Below are 23347 nucleotides of genomic sequence, written 5' to 3'. Positions count from 1 at the left end.
GCGATCACGCCCTGTGCGCACTCTCGACGGAGTCCGGCGCGTCGAGCGACGCCAGGTCGGTGAGCACCTTGGCGACGACCCGGCCGGTGGAGGTCGCGGTGTCGAGGCCGTCGGCGAGGCAGCGCAGCGTGATGCCCCGGGTGGTGAGGTCGGCGACCGTACGCGTGACCTCGGCGGCCGAGCGGCCCAGCCGTTCCAGAGCCGCCACGACGACGACGTCGCCGGCGCGCGCGTAGCTGAGCAGTGCCAGCATCCCGGCGCGCATCTTGTCCGCGGAGCCGGGTGTCCTGTCGGTGAAGACCCGCCGCGGGTCCACGCCCGCGGCCGTCAGCGCCGCGAGCTGGTCGTCGAGGTCCGCGCAGCCGGGGACGGCCGTCGCATACCCCAACGTGACCGCCACCTTGCCAAGGTCTCACGTCGGGCGCGTGCGGTCACAGAGACTCGCCGTCGAAATTCTCCCGGGTGGCAAACTCGGCGACCGGTCTGCGGGTCAGCTTCGTGACCTGGCGGAGCGGGCGCCCCATCGGCACGATCGCCGCGACGGCGTGTTCGTCGGGCAGGCCGAGCAACTCCTTGACGCGCGGCTCCTCGGCGACGGCCATCGTGGTCAGCACGCCGCCGAAGCCTTCGTTGCGCGCGGCGAGCAGGACGTTCCACACGAACGGGTACACCGAGGCCCCGGCGACGAGGCCGATGCGGTCGAGGTCCTGATCGATTGCGGCGACCACGTCGAGGTCGACGGAGAACACCAGCACTACGGCCGCCGTCAGCAGCGGGGCCGTCATCTGCTCCGGCACCTCGATGGCGGCGACTTCGTCGGCGGTGACCTTCATGGGGCGCAATGGGTTCCACGGCCCTTCGCCGTTGTGTTTCTGCGCCAGGTAGCGTCGCGCACCCGTCCGGCTCAGTTCGGCGAGGGCCCGGCGGGTCGCGACGTCGCGCACCGCGATCACGTGCACGCCCTGCCGGTTGCCGCCGCTCGGGGCGAACCGCGCGTGGTCCAGAATGCGCCGCAGGACGTCGTCGGGCAGGGGGTCGCCGGTGAACTGGCGGACCGCGCCGGTCGTGCGCATCACGTCGTACAGGTCCATGTTGAGATCTTGTCTCATCGCGCGACGGTCGCTGTGCCAAAGTGGTGCGTATGAAGACTCACCTGAACTGCCCCTGCGGCGAAGCGATCACCGGTAAGGACGAGGAGGATCTCGTCGAGAAGGCCCAGGCCCACCTGTCGGAGGTGCACCCCGGCCGCGACTACGACCGCGACGCCATCCTCTTCATGGCCTACTGACCTCTCGCGAAACTGCACTCACGGTAGTGAATCGCGCGGTTCCACTACCGTGAGTGCACGCTCGCGAGGCTCCCTCAGGGGACGACGGTCGAGCCGATCGTCGGCATGAACTGGCACTGCTTCTCGGTCGTGGTGACCTGACCGAAGACCGTCGACATGATGCTGCCCGATCCCGTGTCGGCGATGGCGGTCAGCGTGGTCGGCCCGTTCGGGTTCATGTCCGGACGCGGCTTGAGGGTGACGCTGCCCGACTTTCCGGTGGTGAGGTTCACCCACGTCGCGTTCAGGGGCAGCTTCTGCTCGGCGGCCGGTCCGGGCGTGCCGATCGCGGTGAAGACGTAGGCCGTCTGGCCGGGGCCGGGGCCGGGCAGCGGGATCGTCGCCGGGCCGGCCACCGAGATCGCCGTCGCGAGGACGTTGCCGCCGTCGGACAGGCACCCGTTGCTGATCGACGGGTACAGGAAATCCTGCGTGACGGGCGCGTTCGGGCCCAGGCCGGGCGCACCGGCGGGGTTGGCGGCCGGCGTGACGGGAGCGGCGGCCGGCGCCGCCGGATCGGCGACCGGCGCCGCGACAGGAGTCGCGACCTCGGGGGCCGGGCCCGGTGCCGGTGCCGGACCGGGTGCCGCGGCGGCCGCGGGAGCATGCGCGACCTCGAGAAGCGCCTGCGGAACCGCCTCCGGGGCTGGCCCGAGCACATGACGGGGGTCGACGCCGGCGGGTAGGTGCGCCTCGAACCCCGGAACCGCGCCGGTGGCCGGCACATGCGCGACGGGCTGCGCGACGAACTGGTTGACCGCCGACGCGACGTCGCGGGACGGCTTCGGCACCGCCATGTCCCCTGCGAACACCGCGGCGGCGGCCATCAACATCGATGCCGCATTGGTGGGATCAGAGGCCGCCTGCTGGATCACCGGTCCCAGGCTCTGCACGGCGGGCAGGCCGGGGGCCTGGAGCCCGTCGATCGGCAGCGGGGCCGGCAGCGGCGCCGTGGGGTCGGCGTTCGCCGGTCCGGCCACGCCGACCGTCAGCAGCACCGCAGAAGAGCACACCGCCAGCGCGGTGGTGAGCCGGGTCTTCGTCATAGCCTTGCTTCCGGTCGTGGACATGATCCCCCAATACGTCTGTGGTGCAGTGACTTCGGTGACTACAGCTGGCCTGGTTCAGCCCAGCGTCACGGCAGGGCCGCGAGCGGGCTGAGCATCGACGGCACCGCCGGAGCAGCTGCCGGTGCGACGGCCGCCGGGGCCACCGTGGTGGCCGGGGCCGTGGTGGCGGCGCCGGGTAGCAGACCTGCCAGCGGGTTACCGGCGGGCAGCAGTGACGCGAGCCCACCGGGCATGCCGAGCTGATCGGTCAGACCTGTCAGCGGCGACGCCGGGGCCGCCGGGGCGGTCTGCGGAACCGTCGTGGTGTTGCCGGCCGGGACCGTGGTGACGTTGCCGTTGCCCAGTGCGGTCGCGCCCGGCAGCACATTCGCGGGCTGCGGCAGGGTGATCGAGGCCGTCGCGCCGGGACCCGTGACCGGGGTCGCGGGCACGGCGGTCGCGGTGGCGGCGGGGGCCGCGGGTGCGGTGCCCATCAGGTTGGCGAACCCCTGCATCAGCTGCGTCGCGGCGGCCGGGTTCGCGGCGAGCTGCTGCAGGAACGGCAGGCCGGGGACCTCGGGAGCGGGGGCGGGAGCCGGCGCGGGCTGCGCGGTGGCTGTGGCGCTGAGCGCCACCGCGGCCGACACCGCCCCAGCCGCGGCGAACATCGTGGTTGCGAACAGTTTCCGGGTGCGGTGCATCAGAGATCTCCCAATCTTGGTCGGCCGTGAATGACATCGATGGCATGCCGTTCACCCGAAGCTAGCCTGTTACTAGAGTTACTCAAGTGACAAGAGTGGCATTTATCCAACCGTTACTGAGGTGAAGGCAGACGGTGACCGCTCGCTAGAGTCGGTCCGATAAACACCACCGACTCCACGACGCCGACCACGAGCTCCCGATGGGGAGCCCGTCTCGCGTCGGCGGCCCCACTCCTGCTGATCCTGAGCATCGCCGCGCGACTGGCGTGGACCTACCTGGTGCCCAACGGCGCCAACTTCGTCGACCTGCACGTCTACGTCGGCGGCGCCGCCGAACTCGATGGTCCGGGCACGCTCTACAGCTACGTCTACGGGGAGCAGACCCCGGACTTCCCGCTGCCGTTCACCTATCCGCCGTTCGCGGCCGTCGTGTTCTATCCGCTGCATGTGCTGCCGTTCGGGCTGGTCGCGTTCGCGTGGCAGATCGGCATCATCGCCGCGCTCTACGGGGTCGTGCGGCTCAGCCAGCGGCTGCTCGGGGGCGGCGACCGGCGTGTCGCGATGCTGTGGACGGCGGTCGGGATCTGGACGGAGCCGTTGCGCAGCACGTTCGACTACGGCCAGGTCAACGTCCTGCTGGTGCTCGCGATCCTGTACGCCGTCTACAGCACGCGGTGGTGGCTGTCGGGACTACTGGTGGGTCTCGCGGCCGGGATCAAACTCACTCCCGCCGTCGCGGGCCTGTACTTCGTCGGCGCCCGGCGCTGGGCGGCGGTGGTGTGTTCGGCGGCCGTCTTCCTGCTGACGATCGGCGTGTCCGCGCTCATCGTCGGCGAGCAGACCCGGTTCTACTTCACCGAGCTGCTCGGTGACGCCGACCGCGTCGGCCCGGTCGGCACGTCGTTCAACCAGTCCTGGCGCGGCGGGATCTCGCGGATCCTGGGCCACGACGCCGGCTACGGCCCGGTCGTGCTGATCGGTGTCGCGGTGACCGCAGTGCTCGCGCTGCTGGCGTGGCGCGCGATCGACGGCGCGCAGGACCGGCTGGGAGGCATCGTCGTGGTGCAGCTGTTCGGTCTGCTGCTGTCGCCGATCTCGTGGACGCACCACTGGGTGTGGCTGATCCCGCTGATGATCTGGCTGCTGCACGGACCGCTGCGTGACCGACTCGGCGCGAAGGTGCTGGGCTGGGGATGGCTGGCGCTGATTCTCGTCGGGGTGCCGTGGCTGCTGAGCTTCGCGCAGCCGACGATCTGGGTGATCCCCCGACCGTGGTACCTGGCGTGGGCCGGCCTGATCTACATCGTCGCCACGGTGGCGACGCTGGCGTGGATCGCTATCCGAGGATCCCGTCGATGTCGCGGGCCATCTCCAGATCCTTCTGTGTGATCCCACCCTCGGAGTGTGTCACTAGGGCGAAAGTGACAGTGCGCCAACGGATGTCGATGTCAGGGTGATGGTCTTTGCTCTCGGCGTGCTCGCCGACGCGCCGGACCGCGTCGATGCCCTCGAGGAACGCGGGGAACTCGACCGATCGTCGCAGCGTCCCGTCGGCGCGCTCCCAACCGTTGAGCTCGGGCAGAACGGCGTCCACTTGTTCGTCAGTCAATACAGCCATGCTTTCGACGGTATACCGTCGTCGCCGATGTCCAACCTGATCGTGGTCGCCGGCGCCCTGATCGAGCACGGCGCGCTGCTGGTGGCCCAGCGCGCCCGCCCGCCGGAGCTCGCCGGGCTGTGGGAACTTCCCGGCGGAAAGGTCACGCCCCCGGAGAGCGACGAGACCGCGCTCGCCCGTGAACTGAACGAGGAACTCGGAATCGACGTGACGGTCGGGCCGCGTATCGGGGCCGATGTCGCGTTGAGTGCGACGACGACACTGCGCGCCTATGCCGTGACACGGACCCGAGGCGCGGTGACGGCCCACGATCATCGTGCGCTGCGATGGGTGCGTGCCGACGAAATCCCGAGCCTGCCGTGGGTGCCCGCCGATCGTGCATGGTTGCCTGATCTGGTCGGACTGCTCACCGGAAACAACCTCACGCAGAGCGGTTCGGGCACCGACACCGACGGGTGAACAGCGGGTGTCGGTGAAGTGAGGATCGCCTTGGTCCTGAAACGCGATCTGCGCCAGATCAATTCAATTGTCGCCAATCGGTGGAAGTCGTCGGGCAAACATGCTTGTCTGGGCGGGTGAGCACGGCGACTACGCCGGACATCGGCGCACGGCGGGGACTCAATCTGGCTTTGGCCACCTGGGTTTCTGCGATCAACTTCTGGGCCTGGAACATGATCGGCCCGCTCTCGACGACCTACGCCGCAGACATGTCGCTCAGCAGCAGCGAGGCGTCGGTCCTGGTGGCGACCCCGATTCTGGTCGGCGCGTTGGGCCGGATCGTGGTGGGTCCGCTGACGGACCGGTTCGGCGGGCGCGTGATGTTCATCGTGGTGACCGTGGCCTCCATCGTCCCGGTGCTGGCGGTCGGCATCGCGGGCACTGCCGGCTCCTATCCGCTGCTGGTGGTGTTCGGGCTCTTCCTCGGTATCGCGGGCACCGTTTTCGCCGTCGGTATCCCGTTCGCCAACCACTGGTACGACGCGTCAAGGCGGGGGTTCGCCACCGGGGTTTTCGGCATGGGCATGGTCGGCACCGCGATGTCGGCGTTCTTCACCCCGCGTTTCGTCAACTGGTTCGGTCTGCTCACCACGCACATCATCATCGCGGTGGCGCTGGCGTTGACCGCGGTGCTGTGCCTGGTGGTCATGCGGGACTCGCCGCAGTTCACGCCGAACCACGACGCGGTGATGCCCAAGCTGAAGGCGGCCGCGAAACTGCCCGTCACATGGGAGATGTCGTTCCTGTACGCGGTGGTCTTCGGTGGCTTCGTCGCCTTCTCCAACTACCTACCGACCTACATCAAGACGATCTACGACTTCTCCGCCGTCGACGCCGGCGCGCGTACCGCGGCGTTCGCGCTCGCCGCGGTGCTGGCCCGCCCCGTGGGCGGGATGCTGGCCGACCGCATTTCGCCGAAGTACGTCGTCCTGGGCTCGTTCGCCGGCACCGCGGCGGCGGCGTTCGTCGCGATCTTCCAACCGCCGCCGGACCTCTGGTCCGCCGTCACCTTCATCACGCTGGCGTTGTTCCTGGGCATCGGCACCGGAGGGGTCTTCGCCTGGGTAGCCCGGCGTGCCCCGGCGAAATCGGTCGGATCGGTCACCGGCATCGTCGCGGCCGCAGGCGGACTCGGCGGCTACTTCCCGCCGTTGGTCATGGGCGGCACCTACGACAGCGTCGAGAACGACTACACCCTCGGACTGTCGCTGCTGGTCGCGACCGCACTGATCGCGTTCGGCTACACCGCGATGCGATTACACGCCCACGAGCCGAAACCCAAGGAGGAAGCCACGTGAGCACTCCGCCCCGCACCGGAGGCAGGGTCGAGGAACTGCTGGCGCGCAGCGGCCGGTTCTTCACTCCCGGGGAGTTCTCCGGGGATCTTCGCACCGTCACGCGCCGCGGCGGGCGCGACGGAGACATCTTCTACCGTGACCGGTGGAGCCACGACAAAGTGGTGCGCTCCACCCACGGGGTGAACTGCACCGGGTCCTGCTCGTGGAAGGTCTACGTCAAGGACGGCATCATCACCTGGGAGACCCAGGAGACCGACTATCCCTCGGTGGGCCCCGACCGCCCGGAGTACGAGCCCCGCGGGTGCCCTCGCGGCGCCGCGTTCTCCTGGTACACCTATTCGCCGACGCGGGTGCGCTACCCGTACGCCCGCGGGGTGCTCGTCGAGATGTACCGGGAAGCCAAGGCGCGCATCGGTGATCCGGTGCTGGCGTGGGCCGACATTCAGGCCGATCCGCAGCGGCGGCGGCGTTACCAGCAGGCTCGCGGCAAGGGTGGCCTGGTGCGGGTCACGTGGGCAGAGGCGACCGAGATGATCGCCGCCGCACACGTGCACACCATCAAGACCTACGGCCCCGACCGCGTCGCGGGCTTCTCGCCGATCCCGGCGATGTCGATGGTCAGCCACGCCGCCGGGGCCAGGTTCGTCAGCCTGATCGGCGGCGCGATGACGTCGTTCTACGACTGGTACGCCGATCTTCCCGTCGCCTCGCCGCAGGTGTTCGGGGATCAGACCGACGTACCCGAGTCCGGGGACTGGTGGGACGCAACATATCTGATGATGTGGGGCTCCAACGTGCCGGTGACCCGTACCCCGGATGCGCACTGGATGGCGGAGGTGCGCTACCGCGGCACGAAGGTGGTCAGCGTCAGTCCCGACTACGCCGACAACACCAAGTTCGCCGACGAGTGGATGCCGTGTGCGGCCGGCACCGACGGCGCGCTCGCCATGGCGATGGGCCATGTCATCCTCACCGAAAACTTTGTCCGACAGCGTGTCCCGTTCTTCGACGAGTATGTGCGCACCTACACCGATCTCCCGTTCCTGGTCAAGCTCGAAGAGCGCGGCGGGGTCACGGTGCCGGGCAAGATGCTCACCGCCGCAGACCTCGGACCCGCGTACGGCGGCGAGAACGCCGAGTTCAAACCCGCGTTGCTCAACCTCGCCACCGATTCGGTGACCGTGCCGCCCGGTTCGCTCGGTTTCCGCTACGGCGACGAGGGTGTGGGCAGGTGGAACCTCGACCTCGGGGACGTGGTGCCGGCGTTGACCGTGGCGACCGGGGAGGTGCACGACGGGGCGACCGCGGCGGTGACGCTGTCGCGCTTCGACACCGTCGACGGGCACGGCGCGACCATGCTGCGCGGCGTGCCCGTGCGCCAGGTCGGTGCGCACCGCGTCTGCACGGTGTTCGATCTGATGCTGGCCCAGTACGGTGTCGCACGGTCCGGGCTGCCGGGGGACTGGCCGACCGGCTACGACGATGTGGAGAGCCCGTACACGCCGGCCTGGCAGGAACCGATCACCGGGGTGTCGGCCGCTCAGGCCACCCGCGTGGCACGCGAATTCGCCCGCAACGCCGAGGAATCCGGCGGCCGGTCGATGATCATCATGGGCGCGGGCATCTGCCAGTGGTTCCACGGGGACACCACCTACCGCGCGGTGCTGGCGATGCTGCTGCTGACCGGGTCGATGGGCCGCAACGGCGGCGGCTGGGCGCACTACGTCGGTCAGGAGAAGTGCCGGCCGGTCACCGGATGGGCGACGATGGGTTCGGCGCTCGACTGGTCCCGGCCGCCGCGCCAGATGCCCGGGACGTCGTACTGGTACGCCCACACCGACCAGTGGCGCTACGACGGCTACCGTGCCGACACGCTGGCCAGTCCCACTGCCCGCGGACGTTTCACCGGCAAGCACACCATGGATGTGGTCGCCGCGGCCGCCGCGATGGGGTGGATGCCGTTCTACCCCCAGTTCGACCGCAACAGCCTCGACATCGCCGACGAGGCGCTCGCCGCGGGACGCGACATCCCGCAGTACGTGTGCGAGAAGCTCGCGTCCGGCGAGGTGACGATGGCGGTCACCGACCCCGACAACCCGGCGAACTGGCCGCGGGTCCTCAACGTGTGGCGGGCCAATCTGCTCGGCTCGTCGAGCAAGGGCAACGAGTACTTCCTGCGGCATCTGCTCGGCACCGACTCCAACCTGCAGGCCACCCCGACCCCCGAAGCGCTGCGCCCCGCCGACGTCGTGTGGCCCGACGACATCCCGGAGGGCAAGCTGGACCTGCTGATGTCGATCGACTTCCGGATGACGTCGACGACGCTGCTCTCCGACGTGGTGCTGCCCGCGGCGACGTGGTACGAGAAGGCCGATCTGTCGTCGACCGACATGCACCCCTACGTCCACGCGTTCAGCCCGGCCATCGATCCGCCGTGGGAGACCCGGTCGGACTACGACGCGTTCGGCGCGGTGGCGCGCGCGTTCTCGACGCTGGCGCGCACCCACCTGGGCACGCGCACCGACGTGGTGCTCGGCGCACTGCAGCACGACACCCCCGGTGCGATGGCATACCCGGCCGGGACGCACCGGGATTGGCGGGATACCGGCGAAGTCCCGGTGCCCGGCAGGACGATCGGCCCGATCGCGGTGGTGGAACGCGACTACACGGCGATCGCCGACAAGTGGTCCACGCTCGGCCCGCTGGTCGACACGCTCGGACTCACCACCAAGGGCGTCACGACCCACCCGGACCAGGAAGTCGGTGAGCTCGCCCGCAAGTTCGGCGTGCTCGACTCCGGTCCGGCCGCGGGCCGTCCGGCGATCACCACCGCCGAGCGAATGGCCGACGTGATCCTCGCGCTCTCGGGCACCTCGAACGGGCGCCTGGCCGTCGAGGGTTTCCGCGAACTGGAGCGGCGCACCGGCAGGCCGTTGGCGCACCTGGCCGAGGGCAGCGAGGAACGCCGCATCACCTACGCCGACACCCAGGCCCGACCGGTGCCGGTGATCACCAGCCCGGAATGGTCGGGCAGCGAGACCGGCGGACGCCGATACGCACCGTTCACCGTGAACATCGAGCAGCTCAAGCCTTTTCACACCCTCACCGGCCGCATGCATTTCTACCTCGACCACGACTGGCTGGAGGAACTCGGCGAGCAGCTGCCGGTGTACCGTCCGCCGCTCGATCTGGGCCGCCTGTTCGGCGAGCCCGCTGTCGGGGCTCGCGGCGAACTCGGACTGACCGTGCGCTACCTGACCCCGCACTCGAAGTGGTCGATCCATTCCGAGTATCAGGACAACCTGTTCATGCTGTCGTTGTCGCGTGGCGGGCCGACGATGTGGATGAGCCCGGCGGACGCCGCGAAAATCGAAGTGCGCGACAACGACTGGGTCGAGGCCGTCAACCGCAACGGTGTGCTGGTGTGCCGGGCCATTGTCAGCCATCGGATGCCCGAAGGCGTCGTCTACGTCTACCACGCCCAGGAACGCACCATCGACGTACCACTGACCGAGACGACGGGACGGCGCGGCGGCATTCACAATTCCCTGACCAGGCTGCTCGTCAAACCCAGCCATCTGGCCGGCGGATACGCCCAGACGGCGTTCGCGTTCAACTATCTCGGGCCGACCGGAAATCAGCGTGACGAGGTGACGGTGGTGCGCCGCCGCTCACAGGAGGTGGTCTACTGATGAAGGTCATGGCGCAGGTCGCGATGGTGATGAACCTCGACAAGTGCATCGGCTGCCACACCTGCTCGGTGACATGCAAACAGGCGTGGACCAATCGCCCGGGCACCGAGTACGTGTGGTTCAACAACGTCGAAACCCGCCCCGGACAGGGGTATCCGCGCACCTACCAGGATCAGGAACGGTGGCGTGGCGGGTGGGTTCGCGACAAGCGGGGCCGCCTGAAGCTGCGCGGCGGTGGCCGGCTGAACAAGCTGCTGAACATCTTCTCCAACCCGAAGATGCCGTCGATCGACGACTACTACGAACCGTGGACCTACGACTACGAGAACCTCATCAACGCGCCGTTGGGTGACCAGATGCCCGTCGCGCCGCCGCGCAGCCTGATCACCGGCGAGCCGATGAAGGTCGAGTGGTCGGCCAACTGGGACGACAACCTGGGCGGGTCGACCGAAATCCTCTCCGGCGACCCGATCTTGGAGAAGGTCAGTGAGACCGTGCGCCTGGAGCTCGAACAGACCTTCATGTTCTACCTGCCCCGGATCTGCGAGCACTGTCTCAACCCGTCCTGCGTGGCGTCGTGCCCGTCCGGGGCGATGTACAAGCGCAGCGAGGACGGCATCGTGCTCGTCGATCAGGACCGCTGCCGCGGGTGGCGGATGTGTGTGTCGGGCTGCCCGTACAAGAAGGTGTACTTCAACCACAAGACCGGCAAGGCCGAGAAGTGCACGCTGTGCTATCCGCGGATCGAGGTCGGGCTGCCGACGGTGTGCTCGGAGACCTGCGTCGGCCGGCTGCGCTATCTCGGGGTGGTGCTCTACGACGTCGACCGCGTGACCGAGGCGGCGTCGGTGGAGAAGGACACCGACCTCTACGAGGCGCACAGGTCGATCCTGTTGGATCCCAACGATCCTGCGGTGATCAGCGGCGCCCGCGCCGAGGGCATCTCCGATGAGTGGATCGAGGCCGCGCAGCGATCGCCGATCTACGCGCTGATCCACACCTTCGGGGTGGCACTGCCGCTGCATCCGGAATTCCGCACCGTACCGATGGTCTGGTACATCCCGCCGCTGTCCCCGGTGGTCGATGCGGTGAGCCGCGACGGTCACGACGGTGAGGACCTCGGGAACCTGTTCGGCGCTCTGGAGGCGTTGCGCATCCCGATCGAGTACCTGGCCGGACTGTTCACCGCCGGGGACACCGCCGTGGTCGAGCGAGTGCTCAGGCGGCTGGCGGCCATGCGGTCCTACATGCGCGACGTCAACCTCGGGCGCGAGACCCAACCGCACATCCCCGAGTCGGTCGGCATGACCGAGGAACAGATCTACCAGATGTACCGGTTGCTCGCGCTGGCGAAATACGAAGAGCGCTATGTGATCCCGACGGCCTATGCCGCCGTCGAACCCCTGTCGATGGAGGAGTCCGGCTGCTCGCTGTCCTTCGAGGGCGGGCCCGGGATGTATGACTCCGGGCCGTTCGGGGAGGCCAGTGGCCAGCCGGTGCCGGTCGCGGTGGAGACGTTCCACGCCCTCAAGCAGCGCCAGACCAGCGAGCACATGGCGGCCAACGAGAGCCGGCCGTCGCGGGTCAACCTGCTCAACTGGGATGGCCGCGGCGCACCGTCGGGGCTGTTCCCGCGGAACGGCGACCGATGATGAGGCTGCTCGGACGTCCCCGCGCACCGGCACTGACCGACCGGCTGGTGTGGCAGTGCGCCTCGCTGCTGCTGAGCTACCCCGACGACGAATCCCTGGACGCCGCCGCGCGGCTGGTCGAGCACATCGACGGCGAAGCCGCCCAACAGCTTTCGTCGGCGCTGACCGCGGTCCGCGGACTCGGTGCGATGGCTGCTGCCCAGGCCTACGTCGCGACGTTCGATCTGGGTCGGCGCACCACCATGTACCTGACCTACTGGACCGCCGGGGAGACCCGCAACCGCGGACAGGCGATGCTCGAGTTCACCGCCGCGTACCAGGCGGCGGGGGTCGCGCCGCCGGTCGGTGAGGCCCCCGACCACCTGCCGGTCGTGCTGGAGTTCGCCGCGACTGTGGACGCCGAGATCGGCCGACGGCTGCTGACCGGTCACCGGGTGCCGATCAGCGTGGTGCACGACGCGCTGCGCGCGGCCGGCTCGCCGTACGCACCGGTCGTGGCCGCGGTGCTGGCGACATTGCCGAAGAGCACCGAGGAGGATCTGCGCCGCGCCGAGCGGCTCGCCGAGGCGGGCCCGCCCGCCGAGGCGGTCGGGCTGCAACCGTTCACGCTGACGGTGCCGCCGAGGCGTGCGGAGTCGGCACGGAAGGGGAGTCTGGCATGAGTGGGTGGGAGATCTTCTGGGACGTCATCCCGTACGTCACCCTCGCCGTCGTGGTCGTCGGCACCTGGTGGCGGTACCGCTACGACAAGTTCGGCTGGACCACCCGCTCGTCGCAGCTCTACGAGAGCCGGCTCCTGCGCATCGGAAGCCCGATGTTCCATTTCGGCATCCTCGTCGTCATCGTCGGGCATGTCATCGGTCTCGTGATCCCCGAATCATGGACCGATGCAATGGGATTGAGCGATCACGCCTATCACATCCAGGCGCTCGTCCTCGGTGCGATCGCCGGGGTGTGCACCCTGGTCGGGATCTCGTTGCTGGTGTACCGGCGGCGCACCCAGGGTCCGGTGTTCATGGCGACGACCGTCAACGACAAGGTGATGTACCTGGTTCTCGTGCTGGCGATCGTCGCGGGCCTGGCGTGCACGCTGATCGGCGCCACCCCGGCGGGCGCCGAACACAACTACCGCGAGACGGTGTCACCGTGGTTCCGCTCCATCTGGGTGCTGCAGCCGCGCGGAGATCTGATGGTCGATGCCCCGCTGTGGTTCCACATCCACGTGCTGCTGGGCCTGACACTGTTCTGCCTGTGGCCCTTCACCCGGCTGGTGCACGCGTTCAGCGCACCGATCGGCTATCTGTTCCGGCCCTACATCGTCTACCGCAGCCGCGATGCCGCCGGGAAAGGCGAGCTGGTCGGGTCCGCGCCGCACCGTCGCGGATGGTGAGCTGGGCTCAGCCGTCCCACACGACGTGCCCGTCGGCGGCCACCCGAGCTCCCTCCGACGGGTCGTGGCGGGCCAGTCGTCCGTCGTGCATGAGGTGGAAAACAGCTGTGTCGCAGCGTAACTCGGCGACATCGGCGACCAGGCGGCGATGGCAACGCCACCACACCGATTCGCTGCACATCATCGCGACGCGCCTGGCGGCGGCCTCGGCGAGCAGTGCCTCGAGCGACCGGCCGAACGCGTCGGTGCGGGTGTACGCCGCGTAGGCGGCGAACTGCATTACCCGCCACCACGTGTCGACGACGTCGGTTCCCGCGGGTAGCCGGCGTCGCCCGCCCAGACCCGCATCCCAGCGGTAGGCCAACCCGGCCTCCGGCGCCCAGACCTGCATCGCGTCGCGTCCGATCTCGGGATCACGTCTACTCCCCGGGAATCGCCGGATGTCGACGACCACCTCGACCCCGGCGTCGCGCAGCAGTGAGGTCAGCCCCGCGCGGTCGAGGGTGCCGTGACCCACCGAGATCAGCCCGGGCAGCCCGGGCGCTAGTACCGCAGACGATCCCCGGCGACCCGCACGTCGGCGCGGCTGTCCCGGTGCGCCAGCGCGTGGATCGGGTGGGTCAGGACGGGGTGGCGACACTGCGGGCACGACGCCTGACTCCTGTTCGCCGAACTGAACGTGAGATGACGACATTCACTACATCGCACGACATAGAACGCACCGATCCAATTGGCGAGTCCCAGGAAGATCGCGAGCGTCGTCAACGTGGCCAGCACAGTGATGAGGACAATGGTGAGCACCGTGTAAACCGTCATGAAAGGCACCTCCAGAAAACGCCTGACGGGTTCTTCCACGGTACGCCCGTAGCGGCGCCCAGGGATTGAAAACCGGAGGTCAGGCCTTACGGGCGCGCTTGAAGACCTTCTCGAGTTCCTTGCCGCGGATACCGTTCAATTCGGCCTTGCGCACCTTGTGCAGCACCAGCGGACACCGCTTGCACCTCGGCTTGCTGCGGCAACACTTTTTCTTGGCCTTGACGTCGAGGAGCTTGTTGACTTTCACGTGACGGGAATCTCTCGTTTTCGTGATCGGTGCAGTGCACTGCGACAATCACCGACGTGAATGCACGCCCCGATTTCCGCAATGTCGCCATTGTGGCCCACGTCGACCACGGCAAGACCACTCTGGTCGACGCGATGCTGCGTCAATCCGGAGCGTTGACCCACCGCGGCGACGACGCGATCGAACGCCTGATGGATTCCGGTGACCTGGAGAAGGAAAAGGGCATCACCATCCTGGCCAAGAACACCGCCGTCCACCGGACGCACCCGGACGGAACCGTCACCGTGATCAACGTGATCGACACCCCGGGCCACGCCGACTTCGGCGGCGAGGTCGAGCGCGGCCTGTCCATGGTCGACGGCGTCGTCCTGCTCGTCGACGCCTCCGAGGGGCCGCTGCCGCAGACCCGCTTCGTTCTGCGCAAGGCGCTGGCAGCACACCTGCCCGTCCTTCTGGTCGTCAACAAGACCGACCGGCCCGACGCCCGGATCGCCGAGGTCGTCGAGGAGAGCCACGACCTGCTGCTCGACGTGGCGTCCGACCTCGACGAAGAAGCCCAGGCGGCCGCGGAGAAGGCCCTCGATCTGCCCACGCTGTACGCGTCGGGGCGCGCCGGCATCGCCAGCACGACCCAGCCGCCCAACGGCGAGAACCCCGACGGCGAGAACCTCGACCCGCTGTTCGACGTGCTGCTCACGCACATCCCGCCGCCGCAGGGCGACCCGGACGCACCGCTGCAGGCGCTGGTCACCAACCTCGACGCGTCGGCGTTCCTGGGCCGGCTCGCGCTGATCCGCATCTACAAGGGCCGGATCCGCAAGGGCCAGCAGGTCGCCTGGATGCGGGAGGTCGACGGCCACCCCGTCATCACGAACGCCAAGATCACCGAGCTGCTGGTCACCGTGGGCGTCGAGAGAACCGCCACCGACGAGGCTGTCGCCGGCGACATCGTTGCCGTGGCCGGCATGCCCGACATCATGATCGGCGACACCCTGGCCGATCCCGACCATGCGCACGCGCTGCCGCGCATCACCGTCGACGAGCCCGCGATCTCGGTGACCGTCGGCACCAACACCTCACCGCTGGCGGGCAAGGTCTCCGGACACAAGCTGACCGCGCGAATGGTCAAGAACCGCCTGGACTCCGAGCTCGTCGGCAACGTGTCCATCAAGGTCGTCGACATCGGTCGGCCGGACGCCTGGGAAGTGCAGGGCCGTGGTGAGCTCGCGCTCGCGGTGCTCGTCGAGCAGATGCGCCGCGAAGGCTTCGAGCTGACCGTCGGCAAGCCCCAGGTCGTCACCCGGACCATCGACGGCAAGCTGCACGAGCCGTTCGAGGCGATGACGATCGACTGCCCTGAGGAGTTCGTCGGCGCGATCACCCAGCTGATGGCCGCCCGCAAGGGCCGCATGGAAGAGATGACCAACCATGCCGCCGGATGGGTCCGGATGGACTTCATCGTGCCCAGCCGCGGCCTGATCGGATTCCGCACCGACTTCCTGACGCTCACCCGCGGCACGGGCATCGCCAACGCCGTGTTCGACGGATACCGGCCGTGGGCCGGCGAGATCCGCGCCCGCCACACCGGGTCGCTGGTATCCGACCGCAGCGGGCAGATCACCCCGTTCGCGATGATCCAGCTCGCCGACCGCGGACAGTTCTTCGTCGAACCCGGCCAGGAGACCTACGAGGGCCAGGTCGTCGGGATCAACCCGCGCGCCGAGGATCTCGACATCAACATCACCCGCGAGAAGAAGCTGACCAACATGCGGTCCTCGACGGCCGACGTGATGGAGACGCTGGCCCGGCCGCTGGAGCTCGACCTGGAGAAGGCGATGGAGTTCTGCGCCGAGGACGAGTGCGTGGAGGTGACCCCGGAGATCGTGCGCGTGCGCAAGGTCGAGCTGACGGCGTCGCTGCGCGCCCGGGCGAAAGCGCGCGCGAAGGCCCGCGGCTGACCGCTTACCGAGTGTGCGGCCAGGGCGGAAATCCGCGCCGGCGACCGCCCTGGACGCACATTCGATGGGCTCCGGCCGGCGTCCGACGAATCCGGCTTCCCGCGCTGCCCGATATCGCGGTCGATACCCTGAAGGGCGTGCCGACCGCCCGCCGACTGCTGACCTGCGCGGTTGCGCTGATGCTGTTGGTGTCCGGGTGTACGGTCAGTCCGCCGCCGGCCCCGCAGAGCACCGACACCACCGAGTCGACGCCGCCGCCCCCGATGAAGGCGACCCAGATCATCGTCGCGATCGACTCCATCGGACCCGGCTTCAACTCCCATCTGCTCTCGGATCAGTCGCCGGTGAACGCGGCGATCAGCGCGCTGGTGCTGCCCAGTTCGTTCCGGCCCATCCCGGATTCGCAGACGCCGACCGGCTCGCGCTGGGAGATGGACACCACGCTGCTGGAGTCGGCGGAGGTGACCAGCCGGGACCCGTTCACGGTCACCTACAAGATCCGGCCCGAGGCGCAATGGACCGACAACGCGCCGATCGGCGCCGACGACTTCTGGTACCTGTGGCGGCAGATGGTCAGCCAGCCCGGCGCCGTCGACCCCGCCGGCTATGACCTGATCACCGGTGTGCAGTCCGTGGAAGGCGGCAAGACCGCGGTCGTCACGTTCGCGCAGCCCTACCCGGCCTGGCGTGAGCTGTTCAACGACATCCTGCCCGCCCACATCGTCAAGGACGTTCCCGGCGGCTTCTCGGCCGGTCTGGCGCAGGCGCTGCCCGTCACCGGCGGGCAGTTCCGGGTCGACACCATCGATCCGCAGCGCGATGAGATCCTGCTGGCCCGCAACGACCGCTACTGGGGGGTGCCGGCGACGCCGGATCTGATCCTGTTCCGCCGCGGCGGGGCGCCGGCCGCGCTCGCCGACTCGATCCGCAACGGCGACACACAGGTTGCCCAGGTGCACGGCGGCTCGGCCGTCTTCGCGCAGCTGTCGGCGATCCCGGATGTGCGCACCGCGCGGATCGTCACCCCGCGCGTCATGGCGCTGACCCTGCGCGCCCGGCAGCCCGCGCTGAGTGAGGCGCCCGTCCGCAAGGCGATCCTGGGTCTGCTCGACGTCGATCTGCTGGCCGCCGTCGGCGCCGGCGACGACAACACCGTGACGCTGGCCCAGGCGCAGGTGCGCTCCCCGTCGGATCCCGGGTACGTCCCGACCGCGCCGCCTGCGATGACGCGGGACGACGCCCTGTCGCTGCTCGCGCAGGCCGGCTACGAGGTCGAACCCCTCGAGGTGGCGGGCCAGGCCCCGGAGAACGGCCGCGGGCGCATCGCCAGGGACGGCGAGCCGCTGACACTCGTGCTCGGTGTCGCGGCCAACGACCCGACGTCGCTGGCCGTCGCGAACACCGCCGCCGACCAGTTGCGCAACGTCGGGATCGCGGCCTCGGTGTCCGCGCTGGACCCGGTGACGCTGTACGGCGAGGCGCTGGTCGACAACACCGTCGACGCCGTCGTGGGCTGGCACCCGGCCGGCGGTGACCTCGCGACCTCGCTGGCGTCGCGCTACGGCTGCCCCGCGCTGGAGGCCACCGCCGTCCCGACGACCCCCGGGGCACCCCCGCCCGACCCCCCGCCGTCGGAGACGCCCGGAAGCACCCCGCCGCCGCGCACGACCGCGACGCCGACCCCGCCGAGTCCGGCACCCGAGTCCGGTGAGCTCGTCCAGGCCCCGAGCAACATCACCGGGATCTGCGACCACGCGATCCAGCCGAGGATCGACGCCGCGCTGCGGGGCACCGCCGACATCGCCGAGGTGATCGACGAGGTCGAGCCGAGACTGTGGGAGATGTCGACGGTGCTGCCGATCCTGCAGGACACCACGATCGTCGCGGCCGGGCCCAGCGTCGAGAACGTCAGCCTGACCGGAGCGGTACCGGTCGGCATCGTCGGCGACGCCGGCGACTGGGTGAAGCTGCCCCAGTAGGCCGGGCGTCGGCAGGGGCCGGCGGCCGGGCAAGCTTGGACGAATGGAGACCCCGCGACTTCTCTTCGTCCACGCCCACCCCGACGACGAGACGCTGACCACCGGCGCGACCATCGCGCACTACACCGCCCGCGGCGCCGAGGTGCAGGTCATCACCTGCACCCTCGGGGAGGAAGGCGAGGTGATCGGTGACCGCTGGGCGCAGCTCGCCGTCGACCACGCCGATCAGCTGGGCGGATACCGCATCGGCGAGCTCACCGCCGCCCTGGCCGCGCTCGGCGTGGACCGGCCCCGCTATCTCGGCGGCGCCGGCCGCTGGCGGGACTCCGGCATGGAGGGCACCCCGGCCCGCCGCCGGGAACGTTTCGTCGACGGCGACGTCGCCGAGCAGACCGCGGTCCTGGCCGCCGCCATCGACGAGCTGCGCCCGCACGTCGTGGTCACCTACGACCCGAACGGCGGGTACGGCCACCCGGACCACATCCACACCCACCGGCTGACCACCGCCGCGGTCGAGGCGGCCGCGTGGCAGGTCCCGAAGTTCTACTGGACCGTGACGTCGGACTCGGCTCTGCGGACCGGGATCGCCGCGCTGACCGACGTCCCCGACGGGTGGGTGACGCTGACCGCCGACGACCTGCCTCTCGTCGGGTTCACCGATGACACGATCGACGCCGCTCTGGACCTCGGCGCGCATTCGGCGGCCCGGGTCGCGGCGATGCACGCCCACCAAACGCAGATCACGGTCGCGCCGGACGGACGCAGCTTCGCGCTGTCGAACGACATCGCGCTGCCGGTCGACGCGACCGAGTACTACGTGCTGGCCCGGGGCGAGGCCGGTGAGCGCGACGCGCGGGGCTGGGAAACCGACCTGCTGGCGGGGCTGAACCTGCGTTGATCACGCACCGAGCGGGTAAGCTGCCCGCAACCGACCGCACGTGGAAGGGCACGACATGGACCCGGACCTGGATCCGAACCTGCAGCACTGGCAGGACCGCCTCGACAGCTACCAGTGGGTCGTCGGCTCCCTCGTCTCGCTGCTCGACAGCATCCCGACCTGACAACGGCGGTCCGACCGGCCCCCGGCCGGTTACGTGTGCCCCTGCTGATCCTGCTCGGCCTCGACGGTGTGCTGTCGGCGTTGCTGGCCGTGTTCTTTCTGCCGTTGCGCCTCGGTCCGGTGCCGTTCCCGATCAGTGCGCTGCTCAGCGGCATCCTCAACGCCGCGCTGGTGTGGGCCGCGCTGCAGCTGACCTCGACGCCGCGCCTGGGTGCGCTCCCGCTGTGGACGTGGCTGGCGACGCTGCTGGTGCTGATGACGATCACACCCGGCGACGACATCGTGTTCGGCGGCTCGGGCCTGATGGAGTTCGGGCCGGTGCTGCTGGTGGCGTTGGGTGCGGTTCCGGCGGCCTGGCTGGTGATGAAGGCAGGCGATCAGCGCGTGCCGACCAGGGCGCCCTCCGCCACGCGAACCAGGTGACTACTGTGATGCCTATGTCATCCGGATGGCAGGCGCAGTCTGTTTCAGATAGTGAGACGTGCGGATGATCCCCGACCATACCGGGGTTACAGGGGAGTGGCTCTGAACATCCAGCACGGCGCCGATCTGCCCAGCCCGGTGGTTCCGCCCAAGTCCGCCGCGCCGTCACCGACCGCGCTGCGCCGGGTGCTGCGCCGTGCGCGCGACGGGGTGGCGCTCAACGTCGATGAGGCCGCGATCGCCCTGACGGCCCGTGGCGACGACCTGGCCGATCTGTGCGCGTCGGCGGCCCGGGTGCGCGACGCCGGACTGGAGGCCGCCGGACGCCGCGGCGCCGCCGGCCGGCTGCCGGTCAGCTACTCCCGCAAGGTCTTCATCCCGGTCACCCATCTGTGCCGCGACAAGTGCCACTACTGCACGTTCGTGACCGTGCCCGGCAAGCTGCGCGCCGAGGGCAAGGGCATGTTCATGGAGCCCGACGAGATTCTCGACGTGGCGCGTCGCGGCGCCGAATTGGGTTGCAAGGAAGCATTGTTCACCCTCGGTGACCGGCCGGAGGCACGCTGGGACGAGGCCCGGCAGTGGCTCGACGAGCGCGGGTACGACTCGACGCTGGATTACGTACGGGCGATGGCGATCCGGGTGCTCGAAGAGACCGGGCTGCTGCCGCACCTGAACCCCGGTGTGATGTCGTGGTCGGAGCTCTCGCGCCTCAAGCCGGTCGCGCCCTCGATGGGCATGATGCTGGAGACCACCTCGCGGCGGCTCTTCGAGACGCGGGGTCTGGCCCACTACGGCAGCCCCGACAAGGACCCGGCGGTTCGGCTGCGCACCCTGGACGACGCGGGCCGGCTGTCGATCCCGTTCACCACCGGACTGCTGGTGGGCATCGGGGAGACCCTGGCCGAGCGCGCCGAGACCGTGCACGCGATTCGCCGCTCGCACAAGGAGTTCGGGCACGTCCAGGAAGTCATCGTGCAGAACTTCCGCGCCAAGGACCACACCGTGATGGCGACTGCGCCGGACGCCGGTTTCGAGGATTTCCTGGCCACGATCGCGGTGACCAGGCTGGTGATGGGCCCCAAGGTGCGGATCCAGGCACCCCCGAATTTGGTGTCGCGCCAGGAGTGTCTGGCGTTGATCGGCGCCGGGGTGGACGACTGGGGCGGGGTGTCGCCGCTGACCCCCGACCACGTCAACCCGGAGCGCCCGTGGCCCGCGCTCGACGAGCTGGCCGAGGTCACCGCCGAGGCCGGCTACGACCTGGTGCAACGCCTGACCGCGCAGCCGCAGTACGTGCAGGCCGGCGCGGCGTGGATCGACCCGCGCGTGATGGGACACGTGACGGCGCTGGCCGACCCGGAGTCCGGACTGGCGCTCGACGTGAACCCCGTCGGGCGCCCGTGGCAGGAACCCGACGAGGCCACCGAGTCGCTGGGACGCACCGATCTGCACGCCGCCATCGACTCCGAGGGCAGGCTGACCGAGACGCGGTCGGATCTCGGGTCGGCGTTCGGGGACTGGGAATCCATCCGCGCCAAGGTCGAGGAACTGGCGGCGCGCGCACCCGAGCGGATCGACACCGACGTGCTCGCCGCACTGCGCGCCGCCGAACGGGATCCGGCGGGCTGCTCGGACGACGAGTACCTGGCGCTGGCGACCGCCGATGGGCCGGCGCTGGAAGCCGTTACCGCACTGGCAGATTCACTGCGCCGCGACGTCGTCGGTGACGACGTCACGTTCGTGGTCAACCGGAACATCAACTTCACCAACATCTGCTACACCGGATGTAGGTTCTGCGCGTTCGCGCAACGCAAGGGCGACGCCGACGCGTTCTCGCTGTCGACGTCCGAGGTCGCCGACCGGGCCTGGGAAGCGCATGTCGCCGGCGCCACCGAGGTGTGCATGCAGGGCGGCATCGACCCGGAGCTGCCGGTCACCGGCTATGCCGATCTGGTGCGTGCGGTCAAGGCCCGGGTGCCGTCGATGCACGTGCACGCGTTCTCGCCGATGGAGATCGCCAACGGGGTCACCCGCAGTGGCACGTCGATCCGCGAGTGGCTCACCGCATTACGTGAGGCGGGGCTGGACACCATCCCCGGCACGGCGGCCGAGATCCTCGACGACGAGGTCCGCTGGGTGCTGACGAAAGGCAAACTCCCGACGTCGATGTGGATCGAGGTCGTCACCACCGCCCACGAGGTCGGGCTGCGGTCGAGCTCGACGATGATGTACGGCCACGTCGACACGCCCCGGCACTGGGTGGGCCATCTCAACGTGCTGCGCGACATCCAGGACCGCACAGGCGGTTTCACCGAGTTCGTGCCGCTGCCGTTCGTGCACCAGTCCAGCCCGCTGTACCTGGCGGGCGGCGCGCGTCCGGGGCCGACGCACCGGGACAACCGCGCGGTGCACGCGCTGGCCCGGATCATGTTGCACGGCAGGATCTCCAACATCCAGACCAGCTGGGTCAAGCTCGGCATCGAGCGCACCCAGGTGATGCTCACCGGCGGCGCCAACGACCTGGGTGGCACGTTGATGGAGGAGACCATCTCCCGGATGGCGGGTTCGGAGAACGGCTCGGCCAAGACCGTCGCGGAGCTGGTCGCCATCGCCGAGGGCATCGGCCGCCCCGCGCGGCAACGCTCGACGGACTACAGCCCCCTCGCGGCCTGACGTCCCCCCGTCGCCGAAATCGCATTCCAGCAGGCGCGCACTCGATCTTTCGCTGCTGGAATGCAATTTCGGCGGGCAGTAGGGCTCAGGCCTGCCTGGTCGCCTCGATCTCGAGGGTGATCGTGACCTTGTCGCCGACCACCGCGCCGCCGGTCTCCAGGGGCATGTCGATGTCGATGCCGAAGTCCTTGCGGTTCACCACGACCGACGCCTCGAAGCCCGCGACCTCGCCGTGGCCCATGCCGGGGTTCACGCCGTTGAACTCCAGGGCCAAGGAGATCGGCCGGGTGATGCCCTTGAGTGTGAAGTCGCCGTCGAGGACGTAGCGGTCGCCGTCCGGGCGCACCGCGGTGGATACGAACGTCGCGGTGGGATGGTTCTCGACATCGAAGAAGTCTGCGGACCGCAGGTGTGCGTCGCGCTGCTCGTTGCGGGTGTCGACCGAGCCGACCGCGATCTCGGCGCGCACCGACGGCGCGCCGTCCTCGGCGACGGTCACCGTGCCGCTGAAGGTGTCGAAGCCGCCCCTGACCTTGCTGACCATCAGGTGGCGTACCGAGAAGGTGACGGCGGAGTGGACGGGGTCGATGGTCCAGGTTCCGGTGGGCAGGACGGCGGTCGCAGCGGTGGTGGCATCGGTGGTGGAGGTGGGCATGAACGTCTCTCTTTCGCGGCGCCGCCGGCGGGTCCGGCGGATCACCCGGATAAACGGACTGCGGTCCGGATAAATTCCCCGTCGGCTCGGGCGTGACGCTCGCGCACGGTGAGCGCGCGCGAAAGCACGCAATTCAACGGCGTGTCGGGTGCAGACGCGCGCGCTCGCGGTGCAAGGGGACCGGGAGGTTGCGAAGGGGTGTCGCTACTAGGCGAGGGGTATGTGGGACGTTTAGTATCAGTAACTGCGCGCAAGTTAGGGCACACTGAGACACGCGTCCAACTATCGGCATGGATACTTGCTGGGAT

21 protein-coding genes and 1 pseudogene are annotated in these 23347 nt (G+C 69.3%); 13 read left to right on the top strand and 9 right to left on the bottom strand.

Going from position 1 to position 23347, the window contains the following annotated elements:
* Positions 1–4: 4 nt before the first annotated feature.
* On the bottom strand, positions 5–400 hold the full coding sequence (locus DYE23_RS21225; RefSeq protein WP_115328089.1) for a recombinase family protein: 396 nt from the start codon (positions 398–400) through the stop codon (positions 5–7).
* A 31-nt stretch (positions 401–431) separates the two neighbouring features.
* Positions 432–1091 (bottom strand): nitroreductase family protein, encoded by a 660-nt coding sequence (locus DYE23_RS21220; RefSeq protein WP_041799963.1) that lies wholly within the window; start codon positions 1089–1091, stop codon positions 432–434.
* A gap of 50 nt (positions 1092–1141) precedes the next feature.
* On the opposite strand from DYE23_RS21220, the gene DYE23_RS21215 reads away from it, so the two are divergent.
* Positions 1142–1288 carry a DUF1059 domain-containing protein gene (locus DYE23_RS21215; protein ID WP_011893038.1) on the top strand — a complete coding sequence of 49 codons (147 nt, stop codon included), beginning with the start codon at positions 1142–1144 and terminating at the stop codon, positions 1286–1288.
* A gap of 74 nt (positions 1289–1362) precedes the next feature.
* Here the strand turns inward: DYE23_RS21215 and DYE23_RS21210 are convergent, their stop codons facing one another.
* Both DYE23_RS21210 and DYE23_RS21205 read right to left on the bottom strand, forming a co-directional pair.
* Complete coding sequence (locus DYE23_RS21210) at positions 1363–2373, bottom strand: Rv1157c family protein (protein WP_115328088.1); 1011 nt, start codon at positions 2371–2373, stop codon at positions 1363–1365.
* An 89-nt stretch (positions 2374–2462) separates the two neighbouring features.
* Positions 2463–3077, bottom strand: coding sequence for a hypothetical protein (locus DYE23_RS21205; protein WP_011893040.1), 615 nt, complete (start codon positions 3075–3077; stop codon positions 2463–2465).
* Between the two features lie 159 nt (positions 3078–3236).
* Here DYE23_RS21205 and DYE23_RS21200 point away from each other — a divergent pair, with 159 nt between their 5' ends.
* Positions 3237–4466, top strand: a complete 1230-nt coding sequence (locus DYE23_RS21200; RefSeq protein ID WP_081437647.1) for a mannosyltransferase — start codon at positions 3237–3239, stop codon at positions 4464–4466.
* On the opposite strand, the gene DYE23_RS21195 is transcribed toward DYE23_RS21200, so the two are convergent.
* Positions 4414–4695 carry a 4a-hydroxytetrahydrobiopterin dehydratase gene (locus tag DYE23_RS21195; RefSeq protein ID WP_115328087.1) on the bottom strand — a complete coding sequence of 94 codons (282 nt, stop codon included), beginning with the start codon at positions 4693–4695 and terminating at the stop codon, positions 4414–4416. The genes DYE23_RS21200 and DYE23_RS21195 overlap by 53 nt on opposite strands.
* 27 nt (positions 4696–4722) lie before the next feature.
* Between DYE23_RS21195 and DYE23_RS21190 the strand changes: the two genes are divergently transcribed.
* The 6 genes and pseudogenes from DYE23_RS21190 to narI form a co-directional block, all read left to right on the top strand.
* Positions 4723–5154 carry a (deoxy)nucleoside triphosphate pyrophosphohydrolase gene (locus DYE23_RS21190; protein ID WP_099961819.1) on the top strand — a complete coding sequence of 144 codons (432 nt, stop codon included), beginning with the start codon at positions 4723–4725 and terminating at the stop codon, positions 5152–5154.
* A 116-nt stretch (positions 5155–5270) separates the two neighbouring features.
* Positions 5271–6491 (top strand): nitrate/nitrite transporter, encoded by a 1221-nt coding sequence (locus tag DYE23_RS21185; RefSeq protein ID WP_115328086.1) that lies wholly within the window; start codon positions 5271–5273, stop codon positions 6489–6491.
* Positions 6488–10183, top strand: coding sequence for a nitrate reductase subunit alpha (locus DYE23_RS21180; RefSeq protein WP_115328085.1), 3696 nt, complete (start codon positions 6488–6490; stop codon positions 10181–10183). The genes DYE23_RS21185 and DYE23_RS21180 overlap by 4 nt, the downstream gene beginning before the upstream one ends.
* Positions 10183–11835, top strand: a complete 1653-nt coding sequence (gene narH / locus DYE23_RS21175) for a nitrate reductase subunit beta (RefSeq protein WP_115328084.1) — start codon at positions 10183–10185, stop codon at positions 11833–11835. The genes DYE23_RS21180 and narH overlap by 1 nt, the downstream gene beginning before the upstream one ends.
* Positions 11835–12497: a nitrate reductase molybdenum cofactor assembly chaperone gene (narJ, locus tag DYE23_RS21170; RefSeq protein ID WP_372516237.1), complete on the top strand. Its 663-nt coding sequence runs from the start codon at positions 11835–11837 to the stop codon at positions 12495–12497. The genes narH and narJ overlap by 1 nt, the downstream gene beginning before the upstream one ends.
* A gap of 8 nt (positions 12498–12505) precedes the next feature.
* Positions 12506–13225 (top strand): annotated as a pseudogene (gene narI / locus DYE23_RS21165) (respiratory nitrate reductase subunit gamma); the annotation flags it as partial.
* A gap of 7 nt (positions 13226–13232) precedes the next feature.
* On the opposite strand, the gene DYE23_RS21160 reads toward narI, so the two are convergent.
* From DYE23_RS21160 to DYE23_RS21150, 3 genes are all read right to left on the bottom strand, one after another.
* On the bottom strand, positions 13233–13742 hold the full coding sequence (locus tag DYE23_RS21160) for a DUF488 domain-containing protein (RefSeq protein WP_099961813.1): 510 nt from the start codon (positions 13740–13742) through the stop codon (positions 13233–13235).
* Between the two features lie 26 nt (positions 13743–13768).
* A complete protein-coding gene (locus DYE23_RS21155; protein WP_011893049.1) occupies positions 13769–14041 on the bottom strand; it encodes a hypothetical protein in 273 nt (90 codons plus the stop codon).
* A gap of 79 nt (positions 14042–14120) precedes the next feature.
* Positions 14121–14288, bottom strand: a complete 168-nt coding sequence (locus tag DYE23_RS21150) for a hypothetical protein (protein WP_099961812.1) — start codon at positions 14286–14288, stop codon at positions 14121–14123.
* 56 nt (positions 14289–14344) lie between these two features.
* Here DYE23_RS21150 and typA point away from each other — a divergent pair, with 56 nt between their 5' ends.
* From typA to DYE23_RS21125, 5 genes are all read left to right on the top strand, one after another.
* Complete coding sequence (gene typA / locus DYE23_RS21145; protein ID WP_115328083.1) at positions 14345–16246, top strand: translational GTPase TypA; 1902 nt, start codon at positions 14345–14347, stop codon at positions 16244–16246.
* Positions 16247–16425: 179 nt separating this feature from the next.
* Positions 16426–18225 (top strand): ABC transporter family substrate-binding protein, encoded by a 1800-nt coding sequence (locus DYE23_RS21140; RefSeq protein ID WP_178061083.1) that lies wholly within the window; start codon positions 16426–16428, stop codon positions 18223–18225.
* Positions 18226–18268: 43 nt separating this feature from the next.
* Entirely contained in the window at positions 18269–19123 is an 855-nt protein-coding gene (gene mshB, locus DYE23_RS21135) for an N-acetyl-1-D-myo-inositol-2-amino-2-deoxy-alpha-D-glucopyranoside deacetylase (RefSeq protein WP_011893053.1), read from the top strand.
* Positions 19124–19237: 114 nt separating this feature from the next.
* Entirely contained in the window at positions 19238–19708 is a 471-nt protein-coding gene (locus DYE23_RS21130; protein ID WP_011893054.1) for a hypothetical protein, read from the top strand.
* A 96-nt stretch (positions 19709–19804) separates the two neighbouring features.
* The gene (locus tag DYE23_RS21125) at positions 19805–22384 is read left to right on the top strand and encodes a bifunctional FO biosynthesis protein CofGH (protein WP_115328082.1); all 2580 of its coding nucleotides are present in this window, start codon (positions 19805–19807) and stop codon (positions 22382–22384) included.
* An 85-nt stretch (positions 22385–22469) separates the two neighbouring features.
* Here DYE23_RS21125 and DYE23_RS21120 read toward each other — a convergent pair whose 3' ends face one another.
* A complete protein-coding gene (locus tag DYE23_RS21120; RefSeq protein WP_115329054.1) occupies positions 22470–23039 on the bottom strand; it encodes a YceI family protein in 570 nt (189 codons plus the stop codon).
* Between the last annotated feature and the right edge of the window lie 308 nt (positions 23040–23347).

Source organism: Mycolicibacterium gilvum (genome assembly GCF_900454025.1).
In the GTDB taxonomy this organism is placed as follows: domain Bacteria; phylum Actinomycetota; class Actinomycetes; order Mycobacteriales; family Mycobacteriaceae; genus Mycobacterium; species Mycobacterium gilvum.
The sequence above is the reverse complement of the archived record's forward strand: the minus strand, read 5'-3'. Positions and strand labels throughout refer to the sequence as shown.